The following is a 12,444-nucleotide window of genomic DNA, read 5'->3' as shown; positions in this document are numbered from 1 at the left end:
CGAGGCGGCTGACCGCGCGTTCGGCGGCGCGCCGGCCGATGACGGCGCCGTCGGTCAGCGCGCTGCCGATGCGGCTGGCGTCGTACCAGTAGTCGCGCTGCATCTGGCCGCCGTCCTCGGCGATCATCACGCAGCTCAGACTGTGCCGGCTGCTGGCATAGCCGCCGACGAAGCCATGGCTGTTGCCGTAGACGCGGCAGCCCAGGTAGCTGCTCAGGCTGGTGCCGTCGGCATTGCGGATGCGCGGGTCATGGTCGAATGCCGCTGCCTCGCAGCGCAGCGCCAGCTCGATGGCCGCTTCCGGCTCGATGTCCCAGGGGTGGTAGAGGTCCAGGTCGGGCAGCTCACGGGCCATCAGCTCGGGGGCGGCCAGGCCGGCGCACTCGTCTTCCGAGGTATGCCGGGCGATGGCCAGGGCCGCCGCCACGGTTTCCCGAATGGCGTCCTCCTCGACGGCGGAGGTACTGGCCGAGCCCTTGCGCTGGCCGACAAACACGGTGATGCCGAAGCCCTGATCGTGGTTGAACTCGACAGTTTCCACCTCGCGCTGGCGCACCGTGGTGCTCAGGCCCTGGCCGGCACTGACCGACACCTCACAGTCGCTGGCGCCCTGACGGCGCGCCTCGGCGATGATCCGTTCGACCTTTTCCTGCAGGGACGGCAGCGTCTGCGGCCCCACCTTTTCACTAGCATTCATGGCGACTCCCCGGTCGTGACCGCTGGCCACGCCCCTCATCCGTCCCGCGCCCGGCTGGCGAGCTGCGCAAACGGGCTGCTGTTATCATGACGCGCATTATCCACTGGATGCGCCCCATGTCTGAATTCCACGACGACTTCCCCGAAGAGAAGAGCAAATCCCAGGTCAAGCGCGAGCTGCATGCACTGCAGGAGCTGGGCCAGCGCCTGACCACCCTCAAGCCCGAGCTGCTGGACCGGCTGCCGATCACCGAGGCCTTGCGTCGCGCCCTGGCCGATGCACCCAAGCACACCGCCAATGTGGCCAAGAAGCGCCACGTCCAGTACATCGGCAAGCTGATGCGCGAGCAGGACATCCCGGCCGTTCTCGCCCTGGTTGACCAGATGGACGCCTCCACCCGCGAATACAACGAGCGCTTCCACGCCCTGGAGCGCTGGCGCGACCGCCTGCTGGGCGGCGGCGATGCGGACCTGGACGCCTTCGTGACGGCCTATCCGGACACCGACCGCCAGCACCTGCGCGGCCTGCTGCGCCAGGCCCAGCACGAGGCGGCCCACAACAAACCACCGGCCGCCGCGCGCAAGGTGTTCAAGTACCTGCGCGAGCTGGACGAGCTTCAGCGCGGGCTGCGCTAATCCAACTCGAACGTTCGTAGGGTGGGCAACTCGCGCAGCGATTGCCCACCGCCTGCGCGCCGGTAGACAGGGCTGCGCCGTTGTCTACCCTACGGCATTCAATTCCCGGTTCCGCCCACGGTGATCGCATCGATCTTCAGCGTCGGCTGGCCGACGCCCACCGGCACCGACTGACCGTCCTTGCCGCAGGTGCCCACGCCACTGTCCAGCGCCAGGTCGTTGCCGACCATCGACACCTGGTTCATCACCTCCGGACCATTGCCAATCAGGGTCGCACCCTTGACCGGCGCGGTGATGCGCCCGTCCTCGATCAGGTAGGCCTCGCTGGTGGAGAACACGAACTTGCCGCTGGTGATGTCCACCTGGCCGCCGCCGAGGCTGGCGCAGAACAGCCCGCGCTTCACCGAACGAATGATCTCCTCCGGCTCGCTCTGCCCGGCCAGCATGTAGGTGTTGGTCATGCGCGGCAGGGTCAGGTGCGCGTAGGACTCGCGCCGCCCGTTGCCGGTGGAGGCCACGCCCATCAGGCGGGCGTTCAGCTTGTCCTGCATGTAGCCCTTGAGCACGCCGTTCTCGATCAGCGTGGTGCACTGGGTCGGGGTGCCCTCGTCGTCCAGGCTCAGCGAGCCCCGGCGCTTGGCCAGCGTACCGTCATCAACAATGGTGCACAGCGGCGAGGCCACCTGTTCACCGATCCGGCCGCTGTAGGCCGAGCTGCCCTTGCGGTTGAAGTCGCCCTCCAGGCCATGGCCGACCGCCTCGTGCAGCAGCACGCCGGACCAGCCGGGGCCGAGCACCACCGGCAGCGTGCCGGCCGGGGCGGCGATCGCCTCCAGGTTGACCAGCGCCTGGCGCAGGGCCTCGCGCGCGTAGCCCATCGCCCGGTCCTCATGCTCGTTCAGCTGTTCGAGGAAGAAGCGATAGTCGGTGCGCCCGCCGCCGCCATGGCTGCCCCGTTCGCGGCGGCCGTTCTGCTCGACGATCACGCTCACGTTGAAACGCACCAGCGGACGGATGTCGGCACCCAGGCTGCCATCGCTGGCGGCGATCAGCACCTGGTCCCAGACGCCGGCCAGACTGACCGTCACCTGCTGGATGCGCGGGTCCAGCGCGCGCGTCGCCCGGTCGATGCGCTTGAGCAGCTCCACCTTGGCCGAGCGCTCCAGCACGTCGAGCGGATTGGCATGGGCATACAGGTGGCGCACCTGCGGCGCGGAGAACGCCTGTACCCGGCCCTGCTGGCCGGACCGCGCGATCGAGCGGGCGGCGCGGCAGGCCGCGGCCAGGGCCGTTTCGTCGATGGCGTTGCTGTAGGCGAAGCCGGTCTTCTCGCCGGACTGGGCGCGCACGCCGACCCCCTGATCCAGGTGGAAACTGCCTTCCTTGACGATGCCGTCCTCCAGGATCCAGGACTCCGACACCAGCGACTGGAAGTACAGGTCGGCGGCGTCGATGCCCGGACCCGCCAGCTCGCCCAGCAGACGCGGCAATTGCTCGATGCTCAGGCCACCTGGGGCCAGCAGCCGCTCGCTGACAGGCAATAACAGATCGTTCATGGTCACTCCGAATACTTCGCCCGCGACGCCGCGAGCGACACTGAAAAGCGCCGGTGACGGTGCACCGGCATGTTCTGGCGAACCCCGGCCTGCGCCTGCGCATCGCGCCGCGCCAGACACAGACCCTCGCCACGTGGCGGGGCGGCATGCAACACGCCCCAGGGGTCGACGATCGCCGAATGGCCGTGGGTTTCCCGCGGTCCCGGGTGCTCGCCGCCCTGCCCGGCCGCCAGCAGGTAGCACTGGGTCTCGATGGCTCGGGCGCGAATCAGTACCTCCCAGTGCGCCGCGCCAGTCACCGCCGTAAAGGCCGCTGGCGCGCTGATCAATTCGGCACCGCGCTCACGCAGCGCCGCATACAGCTCCGCGAAGCGCAGGTCGTAGCAAACGGTCAGCCCCAGACGGCCGACCGGTGTCTGCGCCACCACCAGATGCTCGCCGGGATCGAAGTCCGCCGACTCACGATAGCTGCCCCGGGCATCACCGACATCGACATCGAACAGGTGGAGCTTGTCATAGCGCGCCACCCGCTCGCCGTGGGCGTCGATCAGCAGCGAGCAGGCACGCGGCTTGGCAGTGGGCCTGTCGTCCGGTGGCAGCGGCAGGGTACCGGCAACGATCCACAGGCCCAGCTCGCGCGCCGTTCGGCGCAACCAGGGCAGGACCGGGCCGTCGCCCTGCGCTTCCAGCCGCCCCAGCGCGGCCAGGTCGGCATGCCCCATGGCGGCGAAGTTCTCGGGCAGCACCGCCAGTCGCGCACCCTCGGCGGCGGCCTGCTCCAGCAGACCGCGCGCACTGCGCAGGTTGGTCGGCACATCGGCGCCGCTGACCATCTGGATAACGGCAAGGTTCATGGCTTCAGTCCCTCGGCTTCCCGGGTACGATGCGGGGCGCATTGAGCGGGCCGCTGATCGAATACTCCACGGCGGCGAAACGCGACATCTGGTTGCCCAGCAGGCGGTCCACCAGGAACAGCGCCCCGCCCAGTACCGGCGCACCGGCGATCAGTGCGGCCAGCGGCAGGTTGTTGGTCAGTGGCAGGGTTACCAGCATGCGCACATCCACCTGCTCGCTGACCATGTTCAGGCTGCCGGTCATTTCCAGGTTGGCCGAAGGGCCGGTCAGGGTCGTCGGTGCCAGGTTGGTGTACAGACCATTGCGGGCCAGCAGCTTGCCCCGGACCCGATCATAGCTGAGGCCACGCCCGAACAGATCGGAAAAGTCCAGCCGCAGGCGACGGCCGATGGCATCGAAGTTCAACAGGCCGAATACCCGCAGCGCCGAGGCGGAGCCCTGCAGTTCGGAGAACTGGCCGTTGCGCAGGTCGGCATCCAGGGTGCCGGAAAAGTTGGCCAGGCGCAGCGCGCTCGGCGCACCCGGCCAGTTGCCATCGACCTGCAGGCTGAAGCGCTCGCTGCTGGCCGTCGGGGCGAAGCCCCAGGCCTTGAGGATCTTGCTCAGGTCGCCCCCGTGCAGGCGGCCGCGGAACCAGGTGGCATCCGCGCCGTTGAGGCGCGACCAGCCGGCCTCGCCATTGATCTTCAGGCCCTTTAAGTCGAGGGCCAGCTCGCGCAGCGCCCAGCCACTGCCACTCGGACGCGCAAGAAACGACCAGGCGCCCAGTGGCTCGTCGCCCAGCAGCACCTGGTCGATGCGCAGATCGACGGCTGGCAGCGTGCGCGGATCGATGCCCGCCAGCGCATCTCCCCTCTTGCTGTCGGCGGTCGGCGCCGGCAGACGCAGCTGTTCCAGCTGTACGCGCAGCGGCCGCGCGGCATCGTCGGGCACCAGGACGTCACCGGCAATCACCCGGCTGTCCAGGTCCAGCGCCCAGGCCTGTGATACACGACGTACGCGCACCAGCAGATCCTGCGGGTCGATTCCCACGCCGGTCAGGCGCCCGATATGCAGCTGCCCCTCGCGCAGCAGCGGCGTGCCGCCCGGCTCACCCGAGCTGCTGCCGTAGCGCTGCCAGAAGGTACGCCAGGCGGGGACGTCAACGCTGTCAAGCCGGCCGCGCAGCCGCACACCTTCGGCGCTCGGCGGCGGTGCCAGGCCCAGCCCCAGGCGCACCTCGCCGCGCAGCTGCTGCCAGTCCTGCCCCGGCATGCTCAGCGCCAGGCTGAGGAAATCGTTGTAGTCGAGCCAGTAGCGCTGCTGTGGGCCGCCCAGACTCATGCGCCAGTCGGCATACCGCGCTTCGGCCGCGCGCTTGCCGAACGGGGCCGGCAGGTCGAGAGCGACACCCTGCAGGCTGGAGTCCACGCGCAACAGACTGTCATTGCCGTCCAGGCGCAGGCGCAGGCGATACGGCAGCAGGCCACTGGCCGGCAGCGGCCGGCCCTGCCCCAGCCACTGGGCCAGGCGATCAACCGGCATGCGCCCCTGGACATCCACCAAGGTGCGCTGGCGGCCGCCGACGGTATCGCTGTCGATCCGCCCCTGCAGGCTTTGTTCCAGGAAACGCGCGCGCAGCCCTCGAGCGCTGAGGCCGCTCCGGGTCTGGTAACGAAATTCGCCGTAGAGGCTGTCGAGCTCCAGGCCGGGCAGGTACGGCAACCTGAGCCGCGCGCCCTTGGGCGTGAATTGCACGTCGGCCTGGGGGGCATGGCCGGCATCCAGGGGAATGTCCAGGCGCAGCGCCGCTTCCACGTCGCCCTCCCCCTCCCATCCGGCAAACGCCTCGGCAGTAGGCATAGTCCTGTTCCGCAGGATCTGCAGAGCATCGGTTACCGAGCTGAGCAACCGCGCATTCACAAGCAGACGGCTGGGCTGGCCGGGTTCGGCATGCGGGACCGCGAAGCTGGCCTCGCGGATGCGGCTGTTCAGCAGGCGGCCATCGCTGAGCGCGACACGCACGCCGCTATCCTCGACGAACAGTTCGCCGCGCCCCTCGCGCAACATCGGCCAGCCTGGCTGGTAGTCCAGCTCTGCATCGCGCACTTTGAAGTACAGCGCCAGGCTGCGCGCCTCGGGTGGCACGCCCGCATTGAGCGCACCCTGATACTGGAAGAAACCCTGCTCCAGCTCGCCACCTCGGATGGCCCGCTGCAGCCAGTCGGCCAGCGCCGGACTAAGGGCTGCGCTGGCGGTGGGCAGGTACTTGCCGGCGAAGCGCGCGTCCCCCTCGCGCAGGCTGACACGCAAATCCATGTAATCTTCGGCGGCCGGATCATGGGCAAACCGCAGCATGAAATCCCCGGCCAGGCGGCCTTCCTCGCCATCCAGCGAAAGATAGGGGGCCCAGAGGCTGAAGCCCTCCTCGCCCAGACGCCAGCCCAGCCGTCCCTGGGCACGACGGTACCGCCAGGGCGCGGGAAACAGCTGCGGCAGATGCAGCATCAGGTCACGGCTGTCGATCTGCAGTTCGCCGCCCGCCAGATTGCCGTCCAGACGCCCCCTCACCCCCGCCGCGGCCGGTACGCCGCGATGCGCGGCGAACCCAACGCCTTCCAGGTTCAGCGTATAGCGCAGCCGCTCGGCCGGCTCGGCATCCGGCTGATAGCTCAACTGGATGTTGCGCAGCTGACCTTCCGGGCGCAGCGCCTGCAGCCACTCGCGCGCCGGCTCCGGCAGCGGCGCCAGTTGCTGGACCAGCGGCACCAGCGGCGCCAGGCTCAGGCGATCGCTGGCCAGGTCCCAACGCCCGGTGTCCCGCTGTTCCTCCAGGCGCAGGCGCGCCTCGCCCCAGCGCGTGCCGTCGAGCGTCACCGCCAGCGAGTCCACCAGCAGGCGCCGGCCGTTCGGACCGGGTTCGAAATAGGTACTGAGGCTGAGTTCTTCCAGACGCACCGGCACCTGATCGGCATAACTCACCTGCGCCAGCGGCAGGTGCAGCCGCATCACCGCACGCTGCAGGGTGCGCTCTGACCAGCGCGCCCAGACTTCACCGCCACCCACTAGCCGTTGCAGGTGCCAGTCGCCCAGCAAGCCCTCGGGCAACCAGCGCGCCCAGTCGCTCTGCGGCAAGCGCAGGTAGAGATCGGCGCTGGCCTCCTGCCAGCGGCTGGGACGTAGCCGGAGATCCAGATGCAGGGCCAGCGGCTTGCCGTCCGGCAGCAGCAGGCGGCCATCCAATCGGTGCAGGTCACCCCCCTCGCTGAGGTCGAGGTTGAGATTCAGGTAGGAGAGATTCAGCGGCACGCCCTGGCGTGGCTGCACGATCAGTTGGCTGTCCACCACAGAAACATGCTTGAAGCGGCGCAACTGCCGCAGCCAGTGGGCGGGGTCCACGCCACTCTGCGCCTCGCTCTGCACCTGCCCCTGCGGCACGCCGGCCAGAGACCAGCGTCCGTCCTGATCCTGACGCAACAGCAGCTGTACACCTCCCAACTCCAGCCCCTGCAGACGCGGTTGCCAGTGCAGCAGGCTGCCCAGCAGATCGGGACGCAGGCGCAGCTGGTCGATGCGCAGGCCGGCTTCCTCACCCAGGCTGATGTCGCGTGCCACCAGCTCCGGCAGGAAGCCGTTCATGCGCGCGCTCAGGCGGCCGATGCGCAACGGCGTGCGCAGCGCCTCGCTGGCCCGCTGCTCCAGCGTCTCGCGATAGTCGGCGAACAGGGGCGCCAGCTCGCGGCCCAGGCTGACGTACAGGGCGGCCAGCACCAGCCCAGCCGCCAGCAGACCCAGGCACAGGCGCAACAGACTGTTGAGCAGGCGAAGCGGCGAAATCACGTCAGAGCAGCACCACGTCGTACTGTTCCTGCGAGTATTCACGCTCGACCTGGAACTTGATGGTGCGCCCGATGAACGCCTCGAGGTCCGCCACGTTGCCGGACTCCTCGTCCAGCAGGCGGTCGACCACCTTCTGGTTGGCCAGCACCAGGTAGGCTTCGGCCTGGAAGGCGCGCGCCTCGCGCAGGATCTCGCGGAAGATCTCGTAGCAGATGGTTTCCGCCGTCTTCAGCTTGCCGCGCCCCTGGCAGGCGCTGCAGGGCTCGCAGAGCACCTGTTCGAGGCTTTCCCGGGTGCGCTTGCGGGTCATCTGTACCAGGCCCAGCTCGGTGATGCCGATGATGTTGGTCTTGGCGTGATCGCGCTCCACCTGCTTCTCCAGGGTGCGCAGGACCTGGCGGCGGTGTTCCTCGTCCTCCATGTCGATGAAGTCGATGATGATGATGCCACCCAGGTTGCGCAGCCGTAGCTGGCGGGCGATGGCCATGGCCGCTTCGAGGTTGGTCTTGAAGATGGTCTCTTCGAGGGTGCGATGGCCGACGAACGCGCCGGTGTTGACGTCGATGGTGGTCATCGCCTCCGCGGGGTCGATGATCAGGTAGCCGCCGGACTTGAGCAGCACCTTGCGCTCCAGGGCCTTCTGGATCTCGTCCTCCACACCGTAGAGGTCGAAGATCGGCCGCTCGCCGGGGTAGTGCTCCAGGCGATCAGCAATTTCCGGCATCAGCTCGGCGACGAACTGGCCGACCTTCTGGAAGGTTTCCCGCGAGTCGATGCGGATCTTCTCGATGCCCGGATGCACCAGGTCACGCAGGGTGCGCAGCGCCAGCGGCAGGTCCTCGTAGATCACCGAGGGGGCCTCGGCGGTCTGCATCTGCGCGGCGATCTGCCCCCACAGGCGGTGCAGGTAACGGATGTCGGCGAGAATTTCGTCGGCGCCGGCACCTTCGGCGGCGGTGCGCAGGATGAAGCCGCCGGCCTGCTCGATGCCCTCCTTCGCCACGCACTCGGCCACCACCTGCTTGAGGCGCTCGCGCTCGGCCTCGCCCTCGATCTTCAGGGAGATGCCCACATGGCGCGTGCGCGGCATGTAGACCAGGTAGCGGGAAGGAATCGACAGGTGCGTGGTCAGCCGCGCGCCCTTGGTGCCGATGGGGTCCTTGGTGACCTGAACCACAAGGCTCTGGCCGTCGTGCACCAGGGCGCTGATCGGCTCGATGGCGCTGCCTTCGCGCTGGGAGATCTCCGAGGCATGGATGAAGGCGGCCCGCTCCAGGCCGATGTCGACGAAGGCCGCCTGCATGCCGGGCAGCACGCGGACGACCTTGCCCTTGTAGATGTTGCCGACGATGCCGCGACGCTGGGTGCGTTCGACATGCACCTCCTGCAGCACACCGTTCTCGACCACGGCCACGCGCGATTCCATCGGCGTGATGTTGATCAGAATTTCTTCGCTCATGGCTGATTCCTGAAAAATGACCGAAGCCGGATGACGGCTTCGCGTGAACATCCTGTTCCCAGCCTATAACGTTCCCGACCAACAGGGCACGCCGAACGCGGCCAGCAGTTCGGCGGTTTCGCACAGCGGCAGGCCGACCACCCCGGAATAGCTGCCCTGCAGTTCGCGCACGAACACCGCGCCCAGCCCCTGAATCGCATAGCCACCGGCTTTGTCGGCGGGCTCGCCGCTGTCCCAGTAGCGGGCGGCTTCCTCGTCCGCAATGGCGCGGAAGGTGACGCGGCTTTCCACCAGGCGCACTTCGCAGCGCCGGGCATCAGCGAGGGCCACGGCGGTCAGCACCTGGTGAGTCTGGCCGGACAGGGCCGCGAGCATCGCCAGCCCGTCGGCGCGATCGGCCGGCTTGCCAAGGATCCGGCCGGCCAGCACCACGGTGGTGTCGGCCCCCAGCACGCACAGCGGCTGCGCGGGGTCCAGGCGCGCCAGCGCGGCCTGAGCCTTCTCCTGCGCCAGGCGCTGCACGTATGCGGCGGGAGCTTCGTTAGGTCGGGGAGTCTCGTCGATGTCCACCGGCAGCAGGTCGTGCACGACGCCGATCTGGGTCAGCAATTCGCGGCGTCGCGGCGAGGCCGAGGCGAGGTATAGCGCGGGCATGTCAGATCCTTCCAAATATCCGAAGCCCGGCTACGCGTACAGCGGTTACGCAGCCGGCAAGATTCCTAGCGGGCGGCTAATAGACGTCGAAGCGACGGCGCAGCCAGTGCAGGGCCAGGTACAGCCAGAACCAGAGAATCGAGCTGGTCAGGACCGGCACCAGGAACAGCAGCGTCGGCGGCCGGTTGCCCGCCAGGGTGTTGAGCCACAGCAGCACCAGCTGCGCGATGCCGAGAATCACCATCAGCACCATGGCCTGCTGCCAGAGCGGAAACATGCGCAGGCGCTGCTGCAGGTTCAGCACCAGAAAGACGATCAGCGCGAGCGGGATGCCATTGAGCCCCAGCAAGGTGCCGGACAGCACATCCAGCAGCAGCCCGAAGCCCCAGGCCAGCGCCATGCCGCCGCGATGCGGCAGGGCCAGCGCCCAGTAGGCAGCCACCAGGCCCAGCCACAGCGGGCGGATGAGATCCAGGTTCCCGGGCAGCGGCGCGACACTGAGCAGCAGGGCGACCAGCAGGGTGGCCCAGATAACCCAGCCGTTGTTGGGACGTTCGCTGCTCACGGCTCCAGCTCCTGATCCTGCGCCTCGACCGGCTCGCTCGGCGGCTCCACCTCGTGATCGGCGTCGACCCGATCCTGCGCGAGGCCGGCGGCGCTGGCGCGTTCCTCGGGCGTGCGTGCATCGCTGAACACCAGCAGCAGGTGTCGGCTGCGGTTGAGCATCGCGGTCGGCAGTGCCTGGACCTGCAGGAAAGCCTGGCCGGCGTCATGCACCACGGACTTGACCCGTGCCACCGGATAGCCCGCCGGGAAGCGCTGGCCCAGACCGGAGCTGACCAGCAGGTCGCCTTCCTTGATGTCCGAGGTTTCCGGCACGTGGCGCAGCTCCAGATAGTCGGAACCGCTGCCGCTGGCGATGGCACGCAGCCCGTTGCGGTTCACCTGTACCGGCACGCTGTGCACGCTGTCGGTAATCAGCAGGACCCGCGCGGTATAGGGCATCACCTCGACCACCTGGCCCATCAGCCCGCTGGCGTCGAGCACCGGCTGGCCGACGAACACGCCGTCACGCGAGCCCTTGTCGATGATGATGCGCTGGGTGAAGGGGCTGGGATCGAGACCGATCAGCTCGCTGATGATGACCTTGTCATCGACCAGCGCGGCGGAGTTGAGCAGTTCGCGCAGACGCACGTTCTGTTCGGTGAGGGTGGCGAGTTTCTGCAGGCGGCGCTGCAACAGCAGCGCCTCGGTCTTCAGTTGCTGGTTCTCGGCAATCAGTTCGCTGCGGCTGGCCACCTGCTCGCTCATGCCTTCCCAGACCCGCAGCGGCAGGTCGGTCAGCCAATAGACCGGGGTGAGCAACAGACCAAGCTGGCTGCGCAGCGGCTTGAGGGTTTCGAAGCGGGCATCCACCACCATCAGCACGACCGAAAGCACGGTAAGCACCAGCAGGCGCACACTCAGCGCAGGGCCTTTGACGAATAAGGGTTTGATGGGCGGATCCTCGCTGGGTGCCTGGTCAGTGCGTCCGGCCGCAAAGCCGCGTTGCCCGAGGGCCGGACGCCGCTACAAGGCTCACTCGGTGGACAGCAGGTCCATGGAGTGGCGATCCATCATCTCCAGTGCGCGACCGCCGCCACGAGCCACGCAGGTCAGCGGGTCCTCGGCGATGATCACCGGCAGGCCGGTTTCCTGGGACAGCAGCTTGTCCAGGTCGCGCAGCAGCGCGCCGCCGCCGGTCAGCACCAGGCCGCGCTCGGCGATGTCCGAGGCCAGTTCCGGCGGCGACTGTTCGAGGGCGCTCTTGACCGCCTGGACGATGGTCGCCAGGGATTCCTGCAGGGCTTCCAGCACTTCGTTGGAGTTGAGGGTGAAGCTGCGCGGCACCCCTTCGGCCAGGTTGCGGCCCCGCACGTTCATCTCGCGGACTTCGCCGCCCGGGAACGCGGTACCGATTTCCTGCTTGATGCGCTCGGCAGAGGATTCGCCGATCAGCGAGCCGTAGTTGCGGCGCACATAGGTGACGATGGCTTCGTCGAAACGGTCGCCACCGACACGCACGGATTCGGCATACACCACACCATTCAGGGAGATCAGGGCGATCTCGGTGGTGCCGCCACCGATGTCGACGACCATGGAGCCGCGGGCCTCCTCGACCGGTAGGCCGGCGCCGATGGCGGCGGCCATGGGCTCTTCGATCAGGAACACTTCGCGGGCGCCGGCGCCGAGCGCGGACTCACGAATGGCGCGGCGCTCCACCTGGGTGGATTTGCAGGGCACACAGATCAGCACGCGCGGCGACGGCTGCAGGAAGCTGTTCTCGTGCACCTTGTTGATGAAGTACTGCAGCATCTTCTCGCAGACGCTGAAGTCGGCGATCACGCCGTCCTTCATCGGACGGATGGCTGCGATGTTGCCCGGGGTACGACCCAGCATGCGCTTGGCTTCGCTACCAACAGCGACGACGGTTTTCTGGTTTCCGGTGCTACGGATGGCGACGACAGAGGGTTCGTCGAGCACGATGCCGCGTTCGCGCACATAAATCAGGGTATTGGCTGTGCCCAGGTCGATCGACAGATCGCTGGAAAACATGCCACGCAGTTTTTTGAACATTAGTCGGGGACCCTAAAGGCAACGCGTGGAAAAAAGGCAGCTGACTCTAGCAAAGTGGGGGAATTTTGGGCAAGGCTGGCTCTGTGTTAGATTGCCACGCTCACGACCGGGCCAGAGGCCCGATGCATCGGCATTTCGCGGGGCAGCGCCATC

Annotated in this window: 10 protein-coding genes; 1 reads left to right on the top strand and 9 read right to left on the bottom strand. The window is 67.9% G+C overall.

Features of this window, described 5'->3' with window-relative positions:
- Window positions 1–697 (bottom strand): DNA gyrase modulator (locus tag AS93_RS0110535; RefSeq protein ID WP_027590579.1); only part of this gene is annotated, 697 nt, incomplete at its 3' end.
- A gap of 116 nt (window positions 698–813) precedes the next feature.
- Between AS93_RS0110535 and yjgA the strand changes: the two genes are divergently transcribed.
- On the top strand, window positions 814–1,332 hold the full coding sequence (gene yjgA / locus AS93_RS0110530) for a ribosome biogenesis factor YjgA (RefSeq protein ID WP_027590578.1): 519 nt from the start codon (window positions 814–816) through the stop codon (window positions 1,330–1,332).
- Window positions 1,333–1,430: 98 nt separating this feature from the next.
- Here the strand turns inward: yjgA and tldD are convergent, their stop codons facing one another.
- The 8 genes from tldD to mreB form a co-directional block, all read right to left on the bottom strand.
- Complete coding sequence (tldD, locus tag AS93_RS0110525) at window positions 1,431–2,888, bottom strand: metalloprotease TldD (RefSeq protein WP_027590577.1); 1,458 nt, start codon at window positions 2,886–2,888, stop codon at window positions 1,431–1,433.
- A 2-nt stretch (window positions 2,889–2,890) separates the two neighbouring features.
- Complete coding sequence (locus AS93_RS19170; protein WP_037008960.1) at window positions 2,891–3,742, bottom strand: carbon-nitrogen hydrolase family protein; 852 nt, start codon at window positions 3,740–3,742, stop codon at window positions 2,891–2,893.
- Window positions 3,743–3,746: 4 nt separating this feature from the next.
- On the bottom strand, window positions 3,747–7,562 hold the full coding sequence (locus tag AS93_RS0110510) for a YhdP family protein (protein ID WP_027590575.1): 3,816 nt from the start codon (window positions 7,560–7,562) through the stop codon (window positions 3,747–3,749).
- Window position 7,563: 1 nt separating this feature from the next.
- Window positions 7,564–9,021, bottom strand: a complete 1,458-nt coding sequence (rng, locus tag AS93_RS0110505) for a ribonuclease G (protein WP_027590574.1) — start codon at window positions 9,019–9,021, stop codon at window positions 7,564–7,566.
- 63 nt (window positions 9,022–9,084) lie between these two features.
- Window positions 9,085–9,675, bottom strand: coding sequence for a Maf family protein (locus tag AS93_RS0110500; RefSeq protein ID WP_027590573.1), 591 nt, complete (start codon window positions 9,673–9,675; stop codon window positions 9,085–9,087).
- Between the two features lie 76 nt (window positions 9,676–9,751).
- Window positions 9,752–10,240 (bottom strand): rod shape-determining protein MreD, encoded by a 489-nt coding sequence (mreD, locus tag AS93_RS0110495; protein WP_027590572.1) that lies wholly within the window; start codon window positions 10,238–10,240, stop codon window positions 9,752–9,754.
- Window positions 10,237–11,172: a rod shape-determining protein MreC gene (gene mreC, locus AS93_RS19165; RefSeq protein ID WP_076380848.1), complete on the bottom strand. Its 936-nt coding sequence runs from the start codon at window positions 11,170–11,172 to the stop codon at window positions 10,237–10,239. The genes mreD and mreC overlap by 4 nt, the downstream gene beginning before the upstream one ends.
- A gap of 81 nt (window positions 11,173–11,253) precedes the next feature.
- Window positions 11,254–12,291 carry a rod shape-determining protein MreB gene (mreB, locus tag AS93_RS0110485; protein ID WP_027590571.1) on the bottom strand — a complete coding sequence of 346 codons (1,038 nt, stop codon included), beginning with the start codon at window positions 12,289–12,291 and terminating at the stop codon, window positions 11,254–11,256.
- Window positions 12,292–12,444 lie beyond the last annotated feature (153 nt).

Source organism: Pseudomonas sp. RL (assembly GCF_000647775.1).
GTDB classification, from domain to species: domain Bacteria; phylum Pseudomonadota; class Gammaproteobacteria; order Pseudomonadales; family Pseudomonadaceae; genus Serpens; species Serpens flexibilis.
The sequence above is the reverse complement of the archived record's forward strand: the minus strand, read 5'-3'. Positions and strand labels throughout refer to the sequence as shown.